The sequence below is a fragment of the Brevibacillus sp. 1238 genome (assembly GCF_029892995.1).
GTDB classification, from domain to species: Bacteria; Bacillota; Bacilli; order Brevibacillales; family Brevibacillaceae; genus Brevibacillus; species Brevibacillus parabrevis.
Genome location: NZ_JARXWC010000001.1, coordinates 1 through 23,778, shown reverse-complemented (window position 1 = coordinate 23,778; position 23,778 = coordinate 1). Strand labels below are relative to the sequence as shown.

Here is a 23,778-nt window from a genome sequence, read left to right as displayed (position 1 = left end):
GGGATGATTCCTTCTATTTTATGCAGTTCGCCCGTATATCTATGAATTTAGCGGAAAGAGCGACTGCCGTAAAAAGCAGTCGCTCCGCTTGATCACACAGGCAAGGTAAACGTCTCCCCTTGCTTTTCTACAACAATTCGCTGTTTTTCCTCGCCTGCTGCCGCAAGCAAGCGCTGCATTGGCTCTTCCACAGGCTCGCGCGAGAGTACGAATGTATTCCAGTGGATAGGCACCAGCCATTTGCCGCGACTCTCCTGAAACATTTGCCACGCCTGTTCCGGTGTGCAGTGTGCGGCCTGGTAGGAATCCGGCTTGTAGGCTCCAATCGGCATAAACACGATGTCAATTGGTCCAAACTTTTCAGGCAAATCCTCCATCGACATGTACGCCGTGTCGCCCGGGTACAAAATGCGCACGCCGTTTTTCTCGATGATGTAGCCGTTGTAGCCGTAGTCGTGGTTCCACGGGAAACGGTTTCCCCAATGTCTGACGGGAATCGCCGTGATAGTCACGCCGTCTTTGGTCGTCGCTTTTTGCTGCGCGGAAAGCTCCTTGCAGGAAGCGAACGGCATGCCGCTGAGCAGTTTGCCCGTGTTCGCCGCAGTAATGACGTGCGTAGCAGGATGCGCCAATCGTCGCAGTGTTGGCAGGTCGACATGGTCCATATGCGCATGAGACAATAAAATCAAATCGACGGTGCCAATCTCGTCGAAGTCAAGAGCAGGCGGAGTGAAGCGTTTCGGGCCAAAATGAAGCAGCCCTGCGACGCGAAGTCCCAATTTTTCGCCTAATACCGGGTCAGTCAAGATTTTGGTTCCGTACACATTCAGCAGGATCGTCGAATGGCCTACCCATGTAATCGTCACCTCATCTTCTGACCAGTTCGCAGGCTCAGGCTTTGCGTCAAGCTCCTGAAACGCTGGCTTGGGAAGCTGCCCCATGTGATACCAGTAGCGGTACGCCATATAGCCAATCAAGCCTAAAACGAGCACTCCCAAAAAGGAGCCGAACCAGATGAGGATCGTCATATGCATCAAAGAACCCCTTTGTCATAACGTGATTGTGGTCTCATTATAGCAAAGGGGTCCGTCAGGGACGCAAGGGTAAAACGTGCCGGAAACTGCCGGTTTTGCAAAAAGCCGCGCATGTCCATTCCGCTTGCTTTTGCCCCAGATCAGAAAGAAACACGCCGCGACATACCAAAAAGCACCTGCCGTCCAGTCGAGGAAAGCAGGTGCCTGCGGGGCTGATTGTGGTATACTGCTACTGCCTTATTGATCGTTTCCGAAGGAGGAAAAGCCCATGATTTTACATAAAGGCGAGACGCTGTTCCGCCAGGGAGAAACTGGACCGCTCTTCCATCTGAAAAGCGGATTGCTCAAAATCAACCGGGTGCACGCAGACGGGACGCTCACTCTGGTGAACATCATTGTTCCAGGCGAGACAATCCCGCATCATTCGCTGCTTAGCCCGAACCCTTACTACGGAACAGCCGTCGCGCTTGTCTCCTGTGAAGTCGAGGTGCTGTCCGCAACAGACTGGTACCGGGAGCTGGAGGCGGATCACCAGAAATGCAGGGAGATCGCTTTGCAACTCCAGGGCAAGCTGCGCATGATGCAGCAGCGCATCGACCAGTTGTCGGAAGTCTCCCCGGCAGAAAGACTGCGCAAGCTCCAGCTGTGGTTCCAGTCGTTTGTTCCCGTCGCTTCGTTGTCTGAAGTCTTGACCCAGGACGAGATCGGCCAGTTCATCGGATTGCGCCGGGAGACAGTCAATCGTTTATTGCGTGCCCAATCAGGCCATAAGAAGTAAAACCGCGCCAGCGCCTCTGCTTTAGTCCAGTGTACCGGCAGGGCCGAAAAATTCGAAATGGATGTCTGCCGCGTCCACGCCCCACTCCTTCAAAGCGCGGTTGATTGCTGTCATGAAAGGAACGGGACCACAGAAATAAAAGTTGGCGTTTTTGTCAGCTACGATGCTTTGCAGCCATGGCAAGTCGATGTAGCCTTCTTTATGGAAAGCGTGTGCAGCGCGATCCTGTTCTGTCGGCTTTTCATAGCACCAGAACGCTTTTACTTGCGAATGCTCGGCAGCCAGCTCCTCCACGGCCTTTCGCATCGCGTGTACGTTGCCGTTTTGCGCTGCGTGAATAAAAGTAACCGGACGAGTCGGGGACGTTTTCACCAGCGTTTTCAGCATGCTCATCATCGGAGTCAAGCCCACGCCGCCGCTGATCAGTACAACAGGTCTGTCGTCTTGCTGATCCAGCGTAAAATCGCCAGCCGGAGCGGATATACGAAGCGTATCGCCTTCTTTGATATCCTCCGACAAATAGACGGATACTTTTCCGGCAGGTTTATCGCCAATCGCGTCCTCGCGTTTCACCGAGATGCGGTAATACGGATTGCCCGGCGCATCGGAGAGACTGTATTGGCGAATGTGGGTATTTTCTTCTCCGGGTATATCCAGCTTGACGCTGATGTACTGGCCAGGCTCGTAGCTTGCGATCGCTTTTCCATCCGCTGGCACCAGGTAAAAGGATGTGATGACGTCGCTTTCTTTTACTTTGCGCTGGACGATGAACTCCCGGAAGTCTGCCCAACCGCCAGTCTGCCCTTCTGCCTGGTCATACATTTCCGCTTCCACGCTGATGAACACATCCGCGATGACCCCGTACGCTTCTGCCCATGCCTGGATGATCTCATCCGTGGCGGCATCCCCCAACACTTCTTTGATTGCCGCAAGCAAGTTTTCCCCGACAATCGGATAATGCTCAGGCTTGATTCCCAGACTGCGGTGTTTGTGTGCGATTTGTTTCACTACCGGCAAAATCGTTTCCAGTTTGTCGATGTACAAAGCAGCCGCGTACACCGCATTTGCCAGTGCCGTTTGCTGTCTGCCCTGTTTTTGGTTGGCGTGATTGAAAATGTTCAACAGCTCTGGATGGCTGGCAAACATCCGTTTGTAAAAATGTTTGGTTATCGTAGTGCCGTGCACTTCCAGTACAGGCACGGTCGATTTGATAATGTCGATGGTTTTTTGGTTCAACATACAAAACCCTCCTTGAAGTTCAACGTCTTGCTTATGTATGTAGTGTAACGGAGCAGCTGTTTTCGCTCGTGTGATTATAATCACAGGAAAAAGCAACGATTTGTGACAAGGAATTTGGGAAAAGGGTACCTCTCGCGCAACTCCTGCGATATAGTAAATCTAGGAAAATTAAGGGAGTGGACCGATATGACGCTGGAAGAATATCAAAGACGCGCCTCGGAGCAAGATGACTGGGCACCAGGCTGGGATGCCCTTGATGAGGCTTTTCAGAAGCTGTACCCTGGTCAGGAGCCTGCCCATTACGGCACAAATATGGTGAGCCGCGCCATGTTTGGCGGTGACGAGTACCTGGATGGCTACAGCATTTATGAATCGTCGCACGGCTTCAAGCATTTGCTGACCTACGGCATGACGGAGCTGTACACAAACGAACAGGCGTATGGAAGCGAGTGGAGCCAATGGGGCTACGAGATGACGATCAAGCTCAAAGCAGAATCCAACGAAGAATGCATGTGGGCGATTGACATGCTGTCCAATCTGGCCCGCTATACATATACCCAGAAGCGCTATTTCGAACCCGGCCAATACATCGCCGGAAACGGACAATCTTTGCGGATCGGCACAGACTCTGCCATCACCGCCCTTCTGATTGCCGCCGATACAGAAGTAGATGGAATCGACACTGTGCACGGTCGGGTGGATTTTGTCCAGCTTGTCGGCATCACGCAAAGAGAGCTGGAAGTGTTGAAGGAAGACCCTTCCCAAGCTGAGGTTTTGATCGAGCGGATGAAGGCCGACAATCCGTATTTGGTGACGGATATGGCGCGGAGCAAGTCCTACTTGTAATTCATGACCGCTCTGTTTCCTCTGGCCTGCTGGTTGATAGAAAGAAAGGAAGTCGGCACACGTGAAAGTCGGTTTAGTGAGACACTTCAAAGTCAAACAAGCTTACCCAAAAGGGGCATTCATTCCCGGCCGCGTAGTGAATGAGTGGTTCCGAACGTACGATCAGGCAGACATTGAATCTGGCAGCACCGACCTTAGCGGAATCGAATGGAACAAGTGCTATGTCAGTACGCTCCCGAGAGCGGTCAAAACGGCGGAAACGATTTTTCCCGGGCCGATTACGCCAATGGTCGAGCTAATCGAAATTCCCCCGCCAGCCTTTTCCGAGCGTCTGCGGCTTCCTGTTCTCATGTGGGCGGTATGGATCAGGCTGTCGATGTACTTCGACCGCAAGACGCGCGAGGAAATCAAGCGTGCTCGCTTCCGGATCAGCGAAGTATTTGATCACGCCTTTGGAAACCACACGGAAAATGTCCTCATCGTCAGCCACGCTGCCCTCATGGTGTTCATGCGAGAAGAACTGATTCGCCGCGGCTTTGCAGGGCCGAAATTCAAGATTGCCAAAAACGGGGAGCTGTACGTTTTTGAAAAGCCTCCTTGTTGACAAACGAATTGCCCATCTGCCCATGAAAAAAGATCATCCCTTATATTCGTCGGGATGATCTTTTTGTATTCGCTCTCTCACAAACTTGGCGATGCTCTCTACGTCATCGACGTGAAAACACGGTACATTTTCCTTGCGATCGGCTGACCAGCTCACGACCCCAACCAGGTGAGAGACGGACTGGAGCAACTCTTCGTCTTCTGGACGCCGCAGCAGCACCAGCTTGGGAAAGTGCTCGCGCTTGAAGCCCTCGATCAAAACGAGATCAGCTCCCGCCTCTGTCAGTCGCTGGACGAGCACAGGCAGCTCCAAGGGGCGCTGCTCGATCATCGCCGTCTTTGTTTTCGAGGTAATCGCGACGAGCGAAGCTCCGGCCTCGCGGTAGCGCCATGTGTCTTTTCCCGGCTGATCCCACTCGAAATCGTGTCCGCCATCGTGCTTGACCACCCCGACCCGCAAGCCTGTACCCTCCAAAAGTGGAATCAGTCTCGTTAACAACGTCGTCTTGCCGCTGTTGGAATAGCCGACAATTTGCAATACCCGTCTCCGCTCGTCCATTCCTATCCGTCCTTTCTCCACGCAGGGGCGGCATGGGCCAGCACATCTACCAGCTCTCCCACCGCTTTGCCACTGCCGCCTGCCGGAATGACAATGAAGCATTCACTGTCTTTCAGCGTCCCCAGGTTGCCTGCCTTGTCGTTGAAATCGGGCACGGCCAGCAACACGCTGTCCTGTTCCATTAATTTCCCCCGCAAATAGCGCGGGTATGGGCAAGGCTTTTCGTACGGAACGGCGAGCCTTGCCTGGATTATCGGCGGCTTTACCCCTTTTTCCCCGGCAAGCTGACGGATCGCCGTCCGCCCGAACAGCTCGAAGCCAAGAAAGCAGGCGCCCGGGTTCCCCGACAGCGCCAGAAGCGGCTTGCCTGCCACGAGCATGCTGGTCGTAGGGCTTGCCGGACGCATCGCTACCCGGTTGAACAACAGCTCTACATCAGGGTCATCAGCCAGATGTGCAATCACGTCGTAATCGCCGACCGACACGCCTCCGCTGGAGATGAGCACATCTACTTGCTGCATGTACTCGCTAATCTTGTTCTTTGCTGGCGCAAGTTCGTCCTTCATGCCGGAAAAGCAGACAGGGACGCCTCCTGCCTCCGCTACCAAAGCAGACAGCATCGCCATGTTGCTGTTGCGGATTTTGCCTGGAACAAGCGGCTCGTCAACGCCCAAAAGCTCGCTGCCCGTGGACAAAAGGCCCACTCGCGGCCTGCGAAAAACGTCTACCCGGGAAAACCCGAACGTAGCCAAAATCGCGATCGTGCCAGCATTGATCCGTTCACCTGCCTGCGCGATTACCGTTCCTTTCGCCATTTCCTCGCCGCGGCGGGAAACGTTATCTCCTGGCTGAAGCGCTCGCTTGATCCAGACCTGCTCAGACTGTTCCCCCGGATTTTGCGTCTGCTCAAACATGATCACAGCATCGGCACCTTCCGGCATCATCGCTCCGGTCATAATCCGCGTGGCACAGCCTGCCATCACTTCCCGGGCAGGCACCTGGCCTGCGGCTACCGTCTCGATCACGCGCAAAGCCACCGGACTTCCCACGGAAGCAGTCACCGTATCCGCTGCCTTGACTGCATAGCCGTCGAGCGGCGAGCGATCAAAGTGCGGCAGGTCGTGCGTCGCGTGCAGATCGCAAGCCAATATCCGCCCGTACGCTTCTCCGATGTTCACCTGCTCTGTCGCCAGCGTCGGCAACACCGCCAGCCATTTGTCGACCGCTTCCTGTACCGAAATGGTTTGTCGCGCAAAACGCATCGTCCGTCCTCCTAGTCATGACCGCCCAGCACGCGGCTTATAATCAGCCGACGTTTACATCCAAATCCTCTACTGGTCTTTCCTTGTATTTTAAATCTTTGTTTGCGGTAAAAGTATCCGCTTTTTCGATCTTGACCGCTGTATTGTATTCCGGGATGCCCGCATAGGCTTCGTATACCCCTTTTGGAATCAGCACGTTTCCTTCCGGCCAGTACACCTGAATATTTCCTCTTTTCGTCTCTTCAAACTTGGCACGTCCCTGGAAGGTTCCATAACTATTATACACAACAATGCTCTCGCCTTCCGCAATGCGCAGCTCCCGAGCGTCTTGCGGATTGATCAAAATATCGTAGCGGTCCGCGTTGTTGAACGGGTCCTTGTTGCTGTAAATCATCGAGTTGAACTGTTTGCCCCGGCGAGTCGTCACGTAGAAGTGCCCGTCCGGCTTGTGCAGTTCAGGAATGTCGATCGGCAGCAGATTCGCTTTGCCATCCGGTGTCGGACACACACCGTCCTCACACAGCCAGGCTCCCCCCCACTGAAACACATCCCCGCGGTTTTTCAAGTGCTGGATGCCTTCGTAGTTCGGATTCGCCTTGGCGATCTCCGCGCGAATTTCCGCGGCGCTCGCGAAGTGCATGAGGTGCTTTTTGTTCGGATGGACGCGGGCTGCCAAATCCACGTAAATCTCCCACTCAGGCCGGGCTTCCTCGATTCGCGGCCCTTCGATCTCCGCACTGAAGTACACCATCCGCTCCGTGCTGGTCGAGGTGCCGCCGCCCGGCTGCTCATAACGCGTCATCGCCGGAAGCACAATGACCTCTTCCTTGGCATCCACAAGCGTAGACGTGTTGAAAATAATGTCCTGATGGACGCGCAGCTCCACACTTTCCAGACACGTCCGCATGAAATCAGGGTCGGGCATCGTCTCCAGAAAATTGCCCCCGCTCGTGTAAAACAGTCTGGTCTTGCGTTCGTGTCCATCCGGCAGCAAGGCGTTTTCCAGCGAGACGCCGACGATATCGCCTTGCCATTTCGGAATCGGAAAATTCCACAGCTTCTCGATTCGCGTCCAGCTTTTTTCATCGAAATCTCCGCCCGGCAAGCTGAACGGGTCCGCTCCCATCTCCCCGGAGCCTTGCACGCCAGAGTGACCGCGAATCGGCATGACGCCGCAATGCTTGCGTCCGAAAAAGCCGCGCAAGATCGCCAGATTGGCTACGGAAGAAATATTGTCCGTCCCGAAGCGATGCTGTGTCAATCCCATGCTCCACACAAACACGCCGGATTTGGAATTGGCGAGCAACAGCGCAAATTCTTTCAAGCGCTCCTTGCTGACACCCGATGATTTCTCCAATGCTTCCCACGATTGATTTTGCAGATGCGCGCGCAGCTCCTCGATCCCGTTCGCATGCTCGCGGACAAACTCGTGATTGATAGCCGATCCTGGATTGGCTTGCTCCATCTCAAACCAATGCTTCATGACGCCATTCATGAAGGCGATATCGCCGCCGATGTTGACCTGATAAAAGTCGTCCGCGAGCTTCGTGCCAAACACGGCGCTCTCCGGCACGGAAGGAATCCAGTATTGTTCCATGGCCGGTTCCTTGTACGGGTTGATCAGGATGATTTTCGTTCCCGCCTTTTTCGCTGCGTACATATACTTGGTCGAAACAGGCTGGTTGTTGGCCGGGACTGAACCGAAAAAGACGAGCACATCCGTGCCGATCCAATCCTGATAGTTGCAGCTGGACGCCCCGATCCCCATAGAGCGCTTCAATGCTGTCTTGCTCGGCGAATGGCAAATCCGCGAGGCGTTGTCGATGTTGTTCGTTCCGAGAAAACGGGCCATTTTCGCCGCTGTGTAGTACACCTCGTTCGTAATTCCGCGTGCGGTCAGGAAAAAGGCCAGCTGCTTCGGGCTGATTCCCTTGATCTTTTTGGCGATTCTGTCCAGGGCATCGTTCCAGCTGATTCGCGTGAACTTGTTCTCCCCCGGCTTGCGCGACAGCGGATACGGGATTCTGCCCAGCTTGCGCAGCTCGACGCTGGACAGCTCTCTTAGAGCGCTTACATTTTCCAGCCACTTTGGCTCCATCGCAGGCATTGTATTAAGCCGCAGAACGTTCAGGCGAGTCGTGCACAAATGCGGGCCTGTCAATGTCTGATCGTACAAGCCAGATACGCCGAGCGCGCAGCCGTCACACACGCCCTGGGTCAAAATCCGGTACGCGTAGCCGAGATTGTCCCGGTTGTCGTACACGACCTTCATCGTGTCGAGAATGTGATGCGGCTTGATTTTGCCAAGGCCCATAGGCATCATGGAAGCCCACAGGGAAGGCTTCAAAGAAGTATCCAATTTGACCGGTCCATTATGCTTCGTCTTGCCCATAGCTTTTCCGCTCCCCTCTTGTCTATCACCCGCGAGACTAAAAAACCACCATGAAACCGTCCCTGTCCCGAAGGATAAGAGCGTGTTCACGGTGGTTGTCTACGGCAGGTTCGCTACCTAGTCTCAACGTCGTGTTTGCTGGCGAAGTCCGCGTTGTCTAACCGGTGAACAGGAACGCTGCTTCGTTTAGACTTACGGTTCGTTTTTCCATTTTTTCTCGATGTCCTGATCAAATACAAAGATGGACATCCCAAAGTCACGTTCAATGTCGATGTCAACGAACAGGTCGACGAGCTTGGCTCCTAGAAACGCTTCCATATCAACTGGCTGATGCTTTCGATACATTTCCTTGACCATTTCGGTTCTGGCAGCTCGTAATGTCTGCTTTCCATCCTTCGAAGTGGCAATGAACTTTTCCACTGGCGAAAGATTGCCTTCCATCTCGCAGATCGCCCAGTTTTTGCAAAACGTGGTGCTGATCTTGCTCGGTCCCTTTCCCATATGTCGCTTGCGGAAAGCTCTGACCAGATTACTGAACTCTGCTTCGAACTTATTCATCGACGCTACTCACCTTTATTCCAATCATTCTCTACTATGACTTTACCATTGATCAACTAGCCAATTCAACAGACTTTTCTCTTTGTTTGGCTTGTTCCTTCAATTTTTTAATATCCACTCGGATTAAGAGGGAAATGAACAGGGCGACAATGAACATCGCCGCAAAAACGCTCATCGTCCCGGTGTAGCTTTTCGTCGTCTCCCGAACCCATGCGGCAAAGATCGGGCCTGCCAGCCCGGCTGCCGCCCAAGCCGTCAAAATATAGCCGTGAATCGCGCCCAGCTGCCTTGTGCCGAACAAGTCGCCAATGTAGGCCGGAATCGATGCAAACCCGCCGCCGTAGCACGTCATGATGATGAACATCGCAACCATGAACAGCAACGGATTGCTCATGTTCGGCAAAAGGAAAAACAGCACCATCTGGATCGCGAAGAAAGCTGTATACGTGTTGGCACGGCCGATGTAATCAGACAGCGAAGCCCAGCCAATCCGTCCTCCCCCGTTGAACAAGCCGTTCAGCCCCACCATCAGGGCAGCGGTCTGCACAGACATGCCGACCATTTCCTGCGCCATCGGGGAAGCGACCGAAATGACAGCGATTCCACAAGTCACATTGATAAAAAGCATCAGCCAGAGCCAGTAAAAACGCCGCGTCTTGATCGCTTCGTTGGCCGTCAGCTGGCACAAATCTTTTTTGATCGGCTTGTCGCCCGCTTCGCCATTTGTGGAAAAGCCTGCGGGAACCCAGTCTTTCGGCGGCGGAGACAAATATTGTGCAGAAGCAAACATGACGATGAAATAAACAATGCCCAAAACGTAAAAAGTGTTCGCAATTCCTGCACTTTCAATCAGCGCATTCATGATCGGGCTTGCGATCATCGAAGCAAAACCGAAGCCCATGATCGCCAACCCCGTCGCCAGTCCGCGACGATCCGGGAACCATTTGACCAAAGTAGACACCGGAGTGATATAACCGACTCCAAGCCCGATACCGCCTAACACTCCGTAGCATATGTACAGCAGCGGCAAACTGGCTAACTGGGTCGCAAGCCCGGAGCCGACGATGCCCACTCCGAAAAAGATCGAGGCCAGCGTTCCCGCTTTTCTCGGTCCGTGCTTTTCGACGTAATGGCCGAGAAAAGCAGCCGACAGCCCGAGAAACAGGATGGCGATGCTAAAAGTAAACTGCACATCCGGCAGTTCCCAGCCAAATTGCTGGGTAAGCGGCTTGGTAAATACGCTCCATGCATACACCGATCCAATCGAGATATGGATTCCCACCGCAGCCAGCGCAATCAGCCAGCGGTTTTTCACTTGTTGCTCCATCGAACTCATCTCCTTTAGAATGGTTTTGGAAAAGCAAAAAGAAAAACTGCTGATTTCATCGAAGCCCTTGTGTTCCCAACATGCAAAGCATGCAGAAACAAACGGTTCAATGAAACACAGCAGTTAATCATCAGCAGGAACGCTACATCAGCATCAACAAGCACGTGCCCTCGTATTCGGTTGGCAAATCGCTGCGAAAGGTTCGGTGACAGGTTCGCTGTTCCGTGCCATCTCGCTTTGTGGATCGTTCTGATTACTGAAAGAACGAAATATTATGACACTTAAAGTTCTACATAGTATACTACCATGTAAGCGCTCACTAGACAATATTTTCCTCTCTATAAATCTATTTATCGCTTTTCTATCCATTAAGACTATATGCACACAGGAGGTTATCATGTCGGAGCTTAGCAAAACAACGAGCCGAAGCGTCCTAAAAATTACGGCTGACCACCACGTCTGGGAAGACGACGAAATCGTCACGGAATACCCGCTCACGATCTTTTTGAACGAGGAAGAGTTTGCTACCATCGTCTGTACGCCTGCCGATCTGGAAGAGATGGTCGTCGGTTTTCTGGCTGCGGAAGGCGCGATCCAAAGCTTTGCAGAGATCAAACAAATCACAATTGATGAAGCAAAAGGCATAGCTTACGTAGACTTGCACAAAGCGACGATTTTGTCGCAGAGCTTTTACTCGAAGCGCAGAATTACTTCCTGCTGCGGAAAAAGCCGGCAATCTTTTTACTTTTTCAGCGATGCCCGCACGGCAAAGCCTGCCAGCGGCACCACTTCCGTCACTCCAGATCAGTGCATCAGGCTCATGGAGGACTTGCAAGCCTCCTCTGACATCCATCGGCAAACGGGAGGCGTGCACAATGCGGCCCTCTGCTCGCCTGAACAAATCTTGCTGCAGTATTCAGATATCGGCCGCCACAACGCCTTGGACAAAATATACGGAAAATGCCTGCGGGAAAACATCTCCACGACCGACAAAATTCTCGTGTTCAGCGGCCGCCTGTCGTCTGAAGTTTTGTTGAAAGCAGCCAAAATCGGCGCGGGCATCATCTTGTCCAAATCGGCTCCGACCGATCTGGCGCTGCAACTGGCAGATGAGCTGCAAATAACCGCTGTCGGCTTCATTCGCCACAACAAAATGAACGTGTATACGCAGCCGCAGCGGATTATTTTACCCTGAACATTTTCGTCCGCCCCCGCACAAAGCAAAGCTGCGCCTACTGCTGCCCTGTTGTTCTGCGCTTTTCCTCGCGGCAGGCGATGTCGTACTCTTCCGGCGTGTTCGCATTGAACAGCGCCCACGGATCGAGCCAACCATCCGGCACCTGTAAAACCGCCAGCTTCTGAATCGTCTTCATCAGCCGCAGCTCTCCTTGCTCAAGCGCTTGTTCCCAGACAGGCTGCGTGCTTTTTCGATACAAGGCGCAGAGCGGATGCAGCCTGTCTTGCGCATACGGAATGACGGCTTCCCAGCCCGCTTCCTGATCGTCTGCGCAAGCAACCAGTCGCGCAATCTGCTCACGATCCATAAACGGCAGGTCGCAGGACAGTACAAGCAGTACCTCTTCCGTACACAGCCGCAGCGCCGTCACCAACCCGCTCACTGGCCCTGCGGACGGCACCAGATCAGGGGTGACCCGCACGCCAGGACGTCCCGCCACCTCTGCCGGGATACGCTCCGGTTCATTGGAAACAATCAGGCAAGGCATGCCTGCCGCTGCTACTTCTTTGACCAGCTCGGTCAGAAATGTTCCCTCTCGCCATGGCAGTTGTTCTTTGGGCACGCCCATCCTGCTGCTTTTTCCCCCCGCCAAAATGACGGCGTGTATGCTTGGCTGCATGATTTTTTCCCTGCTTTCTCGAAGATTTCAGGATGAAAAGCTTGACAATAACGAGTATTAGTTTATAATAATTATAAACAAGGAATTAATTTAAAAAAGAGGAGAGATCATCACTATGGAAAACACACTGTTCAACGTTTTGAATAAACAAGTTGCGAACTGGACTGTCCTGTATACAAAACTGCACAACTTCCACTGGAATGTAAAAGGGCCTCACTTCTTCACCTTGCATGCGAAATTTGAAGAGCTGTACACCGAAGCTGCCGGACATATTGATGCTTTGGCAGAGCGCGTTCTCTCGATTGGCGGCAAACCTGTAGGCACCCTTGCTGCATGTTTGAACACAGCGAGCATCGCGGAAGCGGAAGGCAATGAAACCGCCGAGCAAATGGTGGAAATCATCACCCGTGACTTCTCGGTTCTCACAGACGAACTGAAACTGGCGATGGAAGCTGCCGAGCAAGCAGGCGACGAAGCAACAGAAGACATGCTGTTGTCCATCCGCAGCGGCCTGGAAAAACATATCTGGATGCTCAAAGCATTCCTCCAGTAAACGATACAAATACTCTCACTCCATGAAAAACGTTGAGACGTTTTTTCACAGAAAAAGGCGATCGTGCTAGCACGTCGCCTTTTTGCTGTGTACGCAAAAATGTATTAGGCCAATGAAAAAATCAGCTTTCTTCCGTCTTTTTCCACCTTTACTTGCGGCAGGTACTTCAATGACTTCTGTACACCGATGTAAGGGCTGGCAAATTCAACATCGTGTCTTTCTTTCAGGATCGAACAGAGGTCAACAAGCGACATGGGCGACATGTTTTCCCGCAAAATGTTCTCAATGTAGTCCGCCACTTCCTGATAATTATGACGAATGTGCGTCTTTCTTACTTTGATGCGTTTTGCCATGTCAGCTGGAAGTTCCTCTGCAGCCACCGCTACTTCTTCAGATGCTTCAACCGCTTCAATCCCGGCTTCCATGTCCATTTCCCGAATCCGGTTGAGAAGCTGTTTGATGTCTGCTCCCAGTTGCTTGTCCTGATCTACGTATTGACGGCGCAGAACCATCCTTTGCTCCAGCATGGCCTGTAGTGTCATCTGCAACGCTTTCCGTTCATTAAACATTGCGTTATGTATTCCCCTTTTCGTAAAAAGTAGAATTTTGTGGAATGTATAACCAATGATAATATAATTCGCTCCCCTTGAAAATGAGAATTTAGGCTCACCAATACTGGGCTTTTGCTTATCTTAGAGATAGATGTTGAATTTAAGAAGCGACAAGGAAAGGATGCACGGGATGGACTTTCATCTGACGATTGTCGGTCTGTTGGTGGGCTTTCTTGTCGGGCTCACCGGAGTTGGCGGAGCTGCCCTTTTGACCCCTATCCTGATTTTTTTAGGCATCCAGCCGACCGTCGCCGTAGGCACAGACCTGGTGTACAACGCCATCACAAAAATCTTTGGCACATGGCAGCATTGGCGACAAAAAACCGTCCATTTTTCCATCGTGATGTACCTCTCGTTGGGAAGCATCCCCAGCGCTATCGCAGCTGTCCATGTGATGAACTGGATTCATTTGTACGTCGCTTCCGCCGATCAGATTTTTAAAAAGATACTGGGCTTTGCCTTGATTCTCATACCGATCGCCATGCTGCTCAAAAGCTTGCTGAACCGCCGCCAGCCGCAGCTCAATACGTGGCAGCAAAAACCTCTCGCCCAAAAACGTCTCGTCTTGATTGCCGTCGGCGCACTCCTCGGCTTTCTTGTCGGCCTGACCTCCATCGGCAGCGGATCGCTGTTCGCCATCGCCCTGATGCATTTTTTCGCCTTTTCCGGAAAAGAAGTCGTCGGCACAGATATCGCCCACGCTTTTTTCCTGACCAGTGCAGCAGGTCTAGCCCACATGAGCTTTGGTACGGTTGATCTGTTCATTGTAATGCAGCTGTTGCTTGGCTCCATCCCCGGAGTAATCATCGGCAGCAGGCTCTCCTGCAAGGTGCCGACTGTGTTTTTGCGATGGGTTATTTCTATTGTGATTATTATTAGTGGGATTAAAATTTTGTAACCATACAAAAAAGCCTCAAACAACCTGAAGAGTTGTTGAGGCTTCTTGCTTTTTCACAACCAATCCTTATTGCTGCAACTGCATCAAAATTTGCGGGTCTTTGATCTTGCTGTCTTCCGCAAGCATGACGACTTTGGACAAAATCTCCGCTGTCTTTGGATCTTCGTCCAGGAATGGCAGGAAGAGGCGTCCTCTGTGCTGGGAATGAACCGGAACGATGTGCAGCGCTCCTGCCGCCTGCTTGTACGCCATGCCGCTGCCCAAGTGGACAGCAAATTCGCCAAGGCTTCCGTCTATGCGGGCGTAGTTGCCTTCCAGCCGCACGTTGCCGAGCTTCAACAGGCGCAGCGATTCGGCTACGATGACACGGCGAAGCTCGATCGTCGTCAGGCTGGCCTCTGGATCGACGCCGCCGACATGAGCAACGCTGACGACCAGATCGACGTCACGCATCACTTCCGAGAACAGAACAGGCGGAATTTGATCCAGCCCGACATTTTTGTACGTTTTCCGGTCGAGGAATTGAATATGTTCCAGCGTAGGCGCTTCCGTATCCGCTGGCGAGAACCAGTCCGCCAGCGCCTGGAGGCTGGCAATCAGATTTTCCGCGTAAAACACTTTTTGCAGCCCTTCCTCATAGCTGACCGTCCACTGTCTGCTCTTAAGCAACGCAACCGTCTTCTTGGGCTGCACCTGATAGCCCGCATAGCGGCGGGAATGCGTCACATGAGCAAGCTCGTCCGCATTCGGTACATACAGCTCCCGGAATACTTGCTTGAACGGCTGGCGAAGCTGGCGCTCGAACAAATCGCGCTGGAACAAGCTCCATAGCCCGCTTTCAAAAAGATGCACCGGATGGGCGATCAGCAGTTCCTCTTCGTCTGTCAGGCCGACAAGCTTGCCGGACGGATCGCGCAGCGACTCGATTTCCCCTTCGTAGTAGCCGAGATGCTCCCCGCACTTGAACACCAATGTGCTCAGCAGCGGACGAATAACCGGATTGCCGTAGAGCTTCGCCAATTCTTTGCCGGTAAAGGTGTTGCCCGACACCATGGAACGCTCCAGCTCCTGGCGCGCCCTGCGATACTGTTCCGTCAGCTCGGACTTCATTTCTTTCAGCAGAAGCACATGCTCGGCTTTGTTGAACTTGGCAGGAACCGATTTCAGCTCTTTGCCTTTGCGAATGGATTTGATCTCTGCTTGCCCTTCCTCATCCACTACGAGCTGGACAGTCGTTTCTTCATCGAGTGCATATGGCTCGAAATACGCCTGCATTTCGTCGAGCTTGCGTGCCTCCATGTCCCATTTCAGACGAATAACGTCCCTGTATCCGGCATTGCGCGCCAGGTTGTCCAACGCGATTTGCCCTGCCACTCCTTCGCTCGCCCGTCTTTGCGCACCGAACTTTTTGCTTTGCAACAAAAATTGTTGAATGAAATCATAGCGCTGGCGCAAATCTTGCTCGCGCTCATCACGCAACGGAATCAGGCTGTAGCTGAGCAGATGGTCTTTGTTGCGCTTGTCTGCCGCTGAATCCCGCATTTTTGCAAGCTCCAGCTTGCCCAAAGTAGCATCGGCAAACAGCTGCGAGCGTCTGTGGTTGGCCCCTGCGGAAATGTATTTGGCACACTCATACAGCAGTTTGAAACGTTTTTCCCCGAGCGTGTCATACGCCTCGCGGAACCAGTTGATATCAAAAGCGCCATCGTTGAACTCTTGCGGCGTAATCGGGGAGTAGTGGGCAACCACCGTCTCCTTTTCCGCCGAAAAGCTTTCATTGATGTGGGCGTGGAAGTACCAGGCCGCGCTGCGCAACCCTTCCCAGCCCAAGTGCTCGGCTACGATATCGATCCACTGCGGCGCATACATGGCGGCTTCGAGCAGACGCTTTTCCGTAATGCCTTTGTGCTCTTTCAGCAGCTTGCCGAGCAGGGCAGCATCTTCGCCTGTGCGCGGGTGGCAGTTTTTCAGCAGATGGCTGAACGCTTCCTTTTTCGTCAAATTGCCATTGTAGCTGTAGACGTAGCCGCGGACAAAAGCATCCTGGTCAAGCCCGGCCAAAAGCCGCACCCAGTAGTCCATGCCCTCGAATCGCTGCAGCCTTGTCACAAAAGAGCTCACCTCTGTAGCCAAGTCTCCTCGACCAAGCTCGATGCTGACGATCCGATCCACGACTGTATCGAGGACAGCTTTCACCTTCGGCCGCTCCTGCAGCGAATCGATCCTGCCGGAAGTCATCGTCCACAGGTAGCTGCTGCTGTCGCCACTGCCGAGCAGCGCCTTGTACAGCTCTGCTTCGCCAATCATCCCTGCTTCAAAAGCGCGCAGCCGTTCTTCCAGAGTGTAAGAGGACATGCCATTTTTGTCGCGAACCATCCGATCATAGGCGAATACGGTATGGTAAAACTCTTTGAACGACGCATCATCGTACACGCGAGTCCGGGTCATGTTCAGCCATGGCTGCGCCAGCAACTCAAATACTCCCGTGGAGTTTTTGGACTCGTATGGACGCATGTTTGCAATCAGCTTGTGGACAGCCGAATCGGTCAAACGGAACGTTTCCTGCTTGTCGCTGTCATGATAAAAAGCCTGAATCAACTGCCTGACCTGGTTGTTGTAAGTCAACGCCTTGAACGCTTCCTGAATCTCCAGCATTTTCGCAAGCGGATAAGCTTCCTCGACAAACTCCTTGCGCCAACCTTCCAGGAGCTTGTGCTTCTGCAATTCGCTGTACTCCATCTCGTCGGAAAAATAGCTGTACAAGCCGTCCAGCGTCCGATCCAACGGCTCCAGTATCGTATAGTAATGAAGCTGCATCAGCTCATGAGCCGACAGCTTGCTCTCCAGCAGATAGGCCCGCCACTCTTCGGCGAGCGGGTAGCACTCCAGACGCGAGCCTTGTTCTTCCCCGGTTTGGTGCCAACGATGCGGATACAGCTCGCGCAAATTCGTGCCGATCAAAAGCGTGTCTTTGTAGCCGGAATAGTATTCGGACACGTACTCCACATCGCGATGCTTGTGCACGAGTTCGTCCAGCCCTTGCAGAAAAGCTTTGATTTCATTCAGGGACAACGTGAAGGCGTCTTTTTCAAAAGAAAACGTGCTCGTGTCCTTTTCTTCCAGCAACCACGGCTCTGTCTGCTCAGGATCATACAACCCGAAGCCCTCCGCTCGTCCTGCACTGCTTGTTTGCACCAGCTTGTCCAGAACGGCTTTTTCTTTTGCCGTCGGCTCAGCGATCAGCTCTGCCAACGGTTGCAATCGTTCAAACTGCTCCTGGCGCGAAGCATCGCTTTTCACTTCTGTCAAAACTTCCAGTCCGCCCAGTCGCTGCAACTCATTTTTGGCCGAAAGCAGTCTGGTCAGGGAAGACTTCAAAATCTCTTCCGGCTGGCTGAGCAACAGCCCAATCGTGCTTTGACGAAGCGAACCCGTCTTGAGCTTCAACAGTTCCTCCATCGGAAGCAGTTCCTCGTCCGCGAGGCTCATTTCTTTGGCTTGTTCCAGCGCGTGCTCGCGGTTTTTCATGCTTTTGTCCGTCAGGCTCTCAAAAATAAATGATCGCAGCGCCGGGCGCTCCTTGTCGCTCATAAAATGGGACAGCATGGCGCCGCGCTGGTCAGGGCTCATCTTGTCTTTGCGCGAGATGAGCTGGGCAATCCAGTCGCTGTCCATATCGTATGCCGCTATGTACAGCATTTTCTGCACAGGCAAATCGGACGTGTACTGGATATGGACAAAATCGAGAGCTTTGGACGGAGCCGAGTATTCTTTTTCCATTACGTCAAACATCGCGAGCAAGAGTGAAAAATCACGCTGCCGCTCGTTTTTGTCCTTCAGCGCCTCTACCTGCTCAAACGTAATCGTCGGACCGTCTGCTTCTGTTCCAGGCTTGCGCCAGAGCGGGTAGTATTGGTAGCAGTAATTCATCAGTACCCAGTATTGCAGCTCGGGATCAGTCTCATGAAGCTGCTCGCGAGCCAATCGCAGACGCAGCTCGCGGTTTTGGCTGTTCGCCAGCACGTACAGCGCAACGATCTTCTGGTGACGCTGTCCCTCGCGCATCAACCGCTCAATCTGCTCGTACAAGTCTTTTTCCTCATGGACGGCCGTCGCCCAGAGCGCAATGTAAACCTCGTTGGCATGGCTGCTCGCCAGCCACTGCTCGCGCACATCTGCTTCTGTCAAAGCGCGGTACGCCTGCTCGATCAACTGTCCGGCCACCCGTTGATTGGCCGCTTCCAGAGACATGCCCGTCCAGACGCCCAATGCCCGGACTACGGAACTGTAACGTATGTAGCCTTCGTCGATGATCAGCTTGAGCATGTACAAATTTGCCGCAAGCGTACCCTCGTCCATCCGCTCGACGATGCTCTGCCGCAGCCCTTCTTGCAGACGAGCCGCTTTTAACAGCTCCCCGAGCATTTGGTACATGTCTTCCTGGTGACTCATGACAATCCCTTTGATCATTTCGTGAGTGAGCAGCGCTGTCTGGTTTTCCCCGTAAATGATCTCTTTGAGTGCCTCGCGCACTTGCTGGTTGCCCCGGTCCAGCTCGAAGCCGATCACGTCGCCAATAACATGGCGAATCTGGTAGTTTCTCGCCGGAGAGTAGTCTGTCGTGGTCAAATAATCCGACATTTTGAACTGCTCCCTGTCCATGACCATCAGCGCGATTGCCTTTTGAACGATGAGTCCCATTTTCGGCGCTGCCTCAGCTGTACGGAACGGCCGACGCGCATAGCCTTGGGCGAACGGATATTCCGAGGCATGCACTACAATATGGCGCAACACCTCAGCCTGCTCGCTTTCCAGCAACTGTCCCACGATTTGGACGAGCGGCTCGAACAGACGGCTCTCCTCCCCCGCTGCCCGCTCCAGCAGAAAACTTCTGCACTCGTTCATGTTGTCTTCATCGATGTATCTCTGTTTGCTCAGCTCGACAAGCAAATGGGCGAAATCCCGATCTTCTTTCGCAATTGCCTGGATTCGAGCCTGGATCAATTCTTCGTATGCTTGCTCTTTTTCTTCATGACTCATTGGGTGCTCCCCTCTCACCATAATCTCCCAGCCAACATCGTGAACCGGATCAGCACGATCTCATCGTCCTCTTTTAAAGCAAGCGGCTCATCCAATGCCTCGATTTCCCGCTCGCAAACAAACACGCGATACAAGCCGTCTTCAAAAGCGAGAATCGCTGTGTCGACAGCTTGCTGCACATCTGGAACCCCGTCATTGTAGACAGCGCCAAAGCCCACTTTGCCAATCTCCGCCTGCTCCTGTACTTCTTCGGCGGTCAAGTAAGGAACAAGCGCTACCTGCTGCTGTTTTTCGAGCAGCCCCCGAATATTCCACTCTACCAATCCGGCAATCAGCTCCCGCAATGTCCGGGGAGATGGCAGCAGCTCGACCGGGATGCGGCTAAGGGCATTTTTGCGCTTGCCAATGCTTTTGACTGTGACAGCCAGACGCATACGCGGTGTTCTCCTTTCGGTCCAATTATGGATACATATGTTCTATACAGCTATTCTACTAAATTGTGGTTTGATTTTCCAAATTGATAGAGTGCTTTCCAGCAAGAATCGTTAGTTCGAACTATAGGGAAATGGCGGGATTGGAACGATCAACCTAGAGGGAACAGAAAGCACCTCACATTAGGCACTTTGTGGAAAGCTTGCTGTCAAAAAAAGGACTTCCCCAGTCTTTGCAAATCCTGCTGGGGAAGTCCCTTTTTACGATGCTGCTATGCGAGTTTCGTTCCTTCATTTTTACTCCTCTTCCGACATCACATAAAATTCCTTGCTGAATCCTGTGCGCTCCCAAAACGCTTGCGCCGATGCGTTATCCACGTCGACAAACACCCGGATCGCCACAACGTTTTGGTTTTCCAACCAACTTTTCAGGCTATGAAAAATGGCTTGCCCCGCTTTTTGCTTTCGGTAGGCTGGGACGACGTAAAGCTCATCTACTTGGCCTATATAGTCCTCTGTGAGCATGTCTTTTTTGAGGGAAGCAAGGCCGTAGCCAACCAGTTTTTGCTCGTCGTCAACAGCGATGTGTACCATTCCATACGGAGACTGTACGTAATCAGCCAGCTGCTGCCCAATTGCCTCCATCTCTTCTTCGCTCAGCGAGCAATCTGCTGTTTCTTGGGCGTTGTCATTCCATAAACGCACGATTTGGGACAGGTATGGCTGATCTGCTTGCAGTTGCTGGATATGCATGAGTTTGTTTCTCTCCTTGCTGTGTCTTCTATTTTTATTTACTTTCACTTGCGAAATGGAAGTTCCATTCATCATCCCGCCCCGTTCGTGCTGCTAATCAACCTCGGATTTTTTTGGCATGATAGCTCCTTGTTTGCTGAAAAGGGCCTTGCTGGCTGGTGTTCCGGAAGCTAAATCGAACTATTAATAGAAGACGTATGAATAGAAAAAATGCCACACATTACATTGGTTTGGCAGCAGGAACATGTCTCGGCAGCTATCCTCTGCCTTTTAGACTGCTTGCTGGTAATGAAGCTCCGTTCTTTTTCCCTTGCTTGAGGGCTTGCTGGCATGGTCGCTTGTCCCTTTTCGCTATTGATTATGAGCACGCAAAAAGCTTATTCCCTTCGTTGCTTGAGTGGGAATAAGCTTTTCGTGTCGGAACTTCTGGATGGATTTTTCGCGCATCAGCAGGAGCATCCTAGCAAATCGTGATATATTTTGCGCTAATCTCGTCCGCCAGCCATACTTTTTCATTGCCAAAATAAAAGGCAGTTCCCTCTTCCCATGCCTTTTTCGCGTGAATTTTCAGCAAGACAGGCTTTTCATCTCTTCTTTTCCCGACTTGCAGCGCAGTTTCTGTATCCTCTGACAAATGTACGTATTGCCTGCCTTTTGGCAAGAGGCCGCTTTCCATGATGGAACTTACAAACCGTGTCGCCGTCCCGTGGTACAGCACTTCCGGCGGTTGTTTTTTCTCCTTCGAGATTTTCTGCGGTACGGAGTGACCGTACAAGGCCCGAATTTTTCCTCCCGATATTTCATGACGTTTTTTCGCGGAGGCTTCGATCATTTGAAACAAATGCTCTTCCTTAACTTCCCTCCACCGCTTTGCTTCCCTCAATGCTTCCAATAGCTGCTGCACGTCTACCCAGCCGTTCTCATCCAGTTCCAGCTCATATTCGTGCGGGGCGTGCCTGAGGGCGTATGAGAGTTCTTTGCTGAGTTTGTCCAGGTCCATGTGGGGCCTCCTTTTTGGGGAGTAATTTTGGTGATCAAACAGTCCAATAGCCATCATTCATTATTTATTCGTATCGGACAGTACGTACTTCTTCATGAGTAAGATACTTTTGGAGTCAGCTAAAATCCTTTTGATCAAATCATTCGGTTATCAAATTTTGCATGCTGCAAGTCACAGTATTCAATTCGCTTAGCTGACATGGTCGCTCAATGCCGAAGCGAAGGTAGCCCTAACATATTGCCACTTCATTTCATAGAATCAGTGTAAAAAAAGCCCCATCCGAGCTATTCATTACTCGTTTAGGGCCAGGCACTAGATGGTCGCCAACTATTCCTAACATCCAAAATTTTTAGTATAGATTAGTTTTTTGTAGAGCGGAGTGGCTCATACATATCTGCGACAACCTTGTATGATTCTGCATCAGCTAACTCATAACTTTCACCAATAAACAATTCTTCCCAAAGCCATAAAAAGAAATCTCGTGCATTAGGCGGAAGGTCAAATGGTGGAAGCAGTGATTCAAATACACTTTCAAAATCTATTCCTGGTTTTGTTAAGTAGTAGCTAAGTGCTAGTTTTGATTTTCTCTTTTCCACTTCCTCAAGATTATTAAACTGCTCAACAAGTGTTTCTCTGATTACTGCTTTATATTGTTCCTCTGTTTGTAGCTCTACTTCTTTATAATGTGCTATCGCCTCGTCGTCATCAGCCAAACCTATTAATGGTCTTAAAAAAACATCCAAGAAGTGAGGATTTACAACATTCATGTTTTCCTCCAATCCTGATAATTATCCTAATTTTAGATACAATGCCACTATTTCTCTATCTTTAAATATAGCTTGGCATGTAACCTATTTTTCGAAAGCAATTCTTTCTTGGAAAATTTTCCATTCCCCCAAACTAATCAACTATTGCTGAGTAATATATTGAAGGGGAACGGTTGGCCGATACAAAATCGCTAACCCAACGTTTCGCTGTTGCTTGTACTTGTTTAACAAATTACCTATTCTTCCTTTGATATTTGGGATGCAAAGAAGGCTCATTCCACCTCATCGTTCCAGTGGGAATAAGCCTTTGAAAGTTGGTCCCAAGCGAGCAGCAGCCTATTCGTCTAGAGTTTCTAAAGCTTTCATTTATTTACGCTTGCTAAACCTATCACTGTGCTTCGAATCCCCACATCTTCTTCGCATACTCTACACATACATAAGACAAGCCTCCTTCAAAATCGGAAGTGTCCCGTCTAATATATCCTCCGTCGCCCAATTTTTGACTTGATATGATAAACGGATACGCCTCACCGCTGTACTGATACGGGGTGGACATCCCCTCCGTTTTTGAGATGACGTTGGACTGTCAACACCAAACTAGACAGATTTCTTAAGTGCTTTCTGTTTGTAAACGAGTGGACTCAAATACCCCAATGTCGAGTGAATTCTTGTTTCGTTAAACCATTTCACGTATGCCCCTAGTTCCTGCTTCAACTGTGCGAGTGACCCAAATCTTCGATTCTTGACAAACTCCGTTTTAATCAGCTTAAAAGTTGCTTCTGCGACTGCATTGTCATAGGGGCAGCCTTTCATGCTTAATGAGCGCTTGATGTTGAATGTACGGATGACGTCACCAATCGTACGATTGGTAAACTCACTGCCTCGATCCGTGTGAAAGAGCTGAATTTGACGTAGGTCTCCTTTTACGCTTGCAAAAGCTTGGTAGACGAGCGCAGCATCTTTACTGGTTCCACAACTATACCCAATAATCTCCCGATTGAATAAGTCCACGAGCAGACAGATGTAGTGCCATTTGTTTGCGACTCGGACATACGTCAAATCACTCACAACCGCCTCGAGTGGTTCATCTTTTGTAAACTCGCGGTTCAGTTCATTCTGGATTGGTGAATCGTTACACGGTGACTTATGCGGTTTATACTGGGAAACCGTATACGCCGATACAAGACCATTCTTTTTCATCAAGCGTCCAATCCGCCGTCTGGAAACGATCCATCCTTCTTTTTGTAGGGTTGCCTTGATCTTTCTGGTTC

At 51.6% G+C, this 23,778-nt stretch carries 21 protein-coding genes; 6 read left to right on the top strand and 15 right to left on the bottom strand.

Features of this window, described 5'->3' with window-relative positions; translation table 11 throughout:
• Window positions 1-92: 92 nt before the first annotated feature.
• Window positions 93-1,034 carry an MBL fold metallo-hydrolase gene (locus tag M2298_RS00105; RefSeq protein WP_173596015.1) on the bottom strand — a complete coding sequence of 314 codons (942 nt, stop codon included), beginning with the start codon at window positions 1,032-1,034 and terminating at the stop codon, window positions 93-95.
• A gap of 268 nt (window positions 1,035-1,302) precedes the next feature.
• Here M2298_RS00105 and M2298_RS00100 point away from each other — a divergent pair, with 268 nt between their 5' ends.
• Entirely contained in the window at window positions 1,303-1,812 is a 510-nt protein-coding gene (locus M2298_RS00100; RefSeq protein WP_122962746.1) for a Crp/Fnr family transcriptional regulator, read from the top strand.
• 21 nt (window positions 1,813-1,833) lie between these two features.
• Here M2298_RS00100 and hmpA read toward each other — a convergent pair whose 3' ends face one another.
• Window positions 1,834-3,051 carry an NO-inducible flavohemoprotein gene (hmpA, locus tag M2298_RS00095; protein WP_122962745.1) on the bottom strand — a complete coding sequence of 406 codons (1,218 nt, stop codon included), beginning with the start codon at window positions 3,049-3,051 and terminating at the stop codon, window positions 1,834-1,836.
• 186 nt (window positions 3,052-3,237) lie between these two features.
• On the opposite strand from hmpA, the gene M2298_RS00090 reads away from it, so the two are divergent.
• The gene (locus tag M2298_RS00090) at window positions 3,238-3,897 is read left to right on the top strand and encodes a suppressor of fused domain protein (protein WP_217021854.1); all 660 of its coding nucleotides are present in this window, start codon (window positions 3,238-3,240) and stop codon (window positions 3,895-3,897) included.
• A gap of 61 nt (window positions 3,898-3,958) precedes the next feature.
• Window positions 3,959-4,501, top strand: a complete 543-nt coding sequence (locus M2298_RS00085; RefSeq protein WP_122962743.1) for a histidine phosphatase family protein — start codon at window positions 3,959-3,961, stop codon at window positions 4,499-4,501.
• Window positions 4,502-4,534: 33 nt separating this feature from the next.
• Here M2298_RS00085 and mobB read toward each other — a convergent pair whose 3' ends face one another.
• The 5 genes from mobB to M2298_RS00060 form a co-directional block, all read right to left on the bottom strand.
• Entirely contained in the window at window positions 4,535-5,059 is a 525-nt protein-coding gene (mobB, locus tag M2298_RS00080) for a molybdopterin-guanine dinucleotide biosynthesis protein B (RefSeq protein WP_122962742.1), read from the bottom strand.
• Between the two features lie 2 nt (window positions 5,060-5,061).
• On the bottom strand, window positions 5,062-6,321 hold the full coding sequence (locus tag M2298_RS00075; RefSeq protein WP_122962741.1) for a molybdopterin molybdotransferase MoeA: 1,260 nt from the start codon (window positions 6,319-6,321) through the stop codon (window positions 5,062-5,064).
• A 43-nt stretch (window positions 6,322-6,364) separates the two neighbouring features.
• Entirely contained in the window at window positions 6,365-8,713 is a 2,349-nt protein-coding gene (locus M2298_RS00070; protein WP_122962740.1) for an FdhF/YdeP family oxidoreductase, read from the bottom strand.
• 192 nt (window positions 8,714-8,905) lie between these two features.
• A complete protein-coding gene (locus M2298_RS00065; protein ID WP_122962739.1) occupies window positions 8,906-9,271 on the bottom strand; it encodes a Na-translocating system protein MpsC family protein in 366 nt (121 codons plus the stop codon).
• Between the two features lie 52 nt (window positions 9,272-9,323).
• A complete protein-coding gene (locus tag M2298_RS00060) occupies window positions 9,324-10,598 on the bottom strand; it encodes an L-lactate MFS transporter (protein WP_173596011.1) in 1,275 nt (424 codons plus the stop codon).
• A gap of 397 nt (window positions 10,599-10,995) precedes the next feature.
• Between M2298_RS00060 and fdhD the strand changes: the two genes are divergently transcribed.
• Window positions 10,996-11,793 carry a formate dehydrogenase accessory sulfurtransferase FdhD gene (fdhD, locus tag M2298_RS00055; RefSeq protein ID WP_173596010.1) on the top strand — a complete coding sequence of 266 codons (798 nt, stop codon included), beginning with the start codon at window positions 10,996-10,998 and terminating at the stop codon, window positions 11,791-11,793.
• 37 nt (window positions 11,794-11,830) lie between these two features.
• Here fdhD and mobA read toward each other — a convergent pair whose 3' ends face one another.
• Window positions 11,831-12,454: a molybdenum cofactor guanylyltransferase gene (gene mobA, locus M2298_RS00050; RefSeq protein ID WP_217364953.1), complete on the bottom strand. Its 624-nt coding sequence runs from the start codon at window positions 12,452-12,454 to the stop codon at window positions 11,831-11,833.
• A 115-nt stretch (window positions 12,455-12,569) separates the two neighbouring features.
• Between mobA and M2298_RS00045 the strand changes: the two genes are divergently transcribed.
• Window positions 12,570-13,007 carry a Dps family protein gene (locus M2298_RS00045; protein ID WP_122962735.1) on the top strand — a complete coding sequence of 146 codons (438 nt, stop codon included), beginning with the start codon at window positions 12,570-12,572 and terminating at the stop codon, window positions 13,005-13,007.
• Between the two features lie 104 nt (window positions 13,008-13,111).
• Here the strand turns inward: M2298_RS00045 and M2298_RS00040 are convergent, their stop codons facing one another.
• Complete coding sequence (locus M2298_RS00040) at window positions 13,112-13,576, bottom strand: hypothetical protein (protein ID WP_063228442.1); 465 nt, start codon at window positions 13,574-13,576, stop codon at window positions 13,112-13,114.
• A 172-nt stretch (window positions 13,577-13,748) separates the two neighbouring features.
• Here M2298_RS00040 and M2298_RS00035 point away from each other — a divergent pair, with 172 nt between their 5' ends.
• Window positions 13,749-14,516 carry a sulfite exporter TauE/SafE family protein gene (locus M2298_RS00035; protein ID WP_173596009.1) on the top strand — a complete coding sequence of 256 codons (768 nt, stop codon included), beginning with the start codon at window positions 13,749-13,751 and terminating at the stop codon, window positions 14,514-14,516.
• A gap of 66 nt (window positions 14,517-14,582) precedes the next feature.
• Here the strand turns inward: M2298_RS00035 and M2298_RS00030 are convergent, their stop codons facing one another.
• From M2298_RS00030 to M2298_RS00005, 6 genes are all read right to left on the bottom strand, one after another.
• Entirely contained in the window at window positions 14,583-19,556 is a 4,974-nt protein-coding gene (locus tag M2298_RS00030) for a DUF4132 domain-containing protein (RefSeq protein WP_280648076.1), read from the bottom strand.
• 14 nt (window positions 19,557-19,570) lie between these two features.
• Window positions 19,571-19,990, bottom strand: a complete 420-nt coding sequence (locus M2298_RS00025) for a hypothetical protein (protein WP_122962729.1) — start codon at window positions 19,988-19,990, stop codon at window positions 19,571-19,573.
• A gap of 294 nt (window positions 19,991-20,284) precedes the next feature.
• A complete protein-coding gene (locus M2298_RS00020) occupies window positions 20,285-20,740 on the bottom strand; it encodes a GNAT family N-acetyltransferase (RefSeq protein ID WP_280648075.1) in 456 nt (151 codons plus the stop codon).
• A 460-nt stretch (window positions 20,741-21,200) separates the two neighbouring features.
• A complete protein-coding gene (locus tag M2298_RS00015; protein ID WP_122962727.1) occupies window positions 21,201-21,740 on the bottom strand; it encodes an RNA 2'-phosphotransferase in 540 nt (179 codons plus the stop codon).
• Window positions 21,741-22,099: 359 nt separating this feature from the next.
• Window positions 22,100-22,507 carry a hypothetical protein gene (locus M2298_RS00010; protein WP_173600014.1) on the bottom strand — a complete coding sequence of 136 codons (408 nt, stop codon included), beginning with the start codon at window positions 22,505-22,507 and terminating at the stop codon, window positions 22,100-22,102.
• Window positions 22,508-23,104: 597 nt separating this feature from the next.
• Window positions 23,105-23,778: IS3 family transposase (locus M2298_RS00005; RefSeq protein ID WP_280648074.1), on the bottom strand; the 674-nt coding region annotated here is incomplete at its 5' end.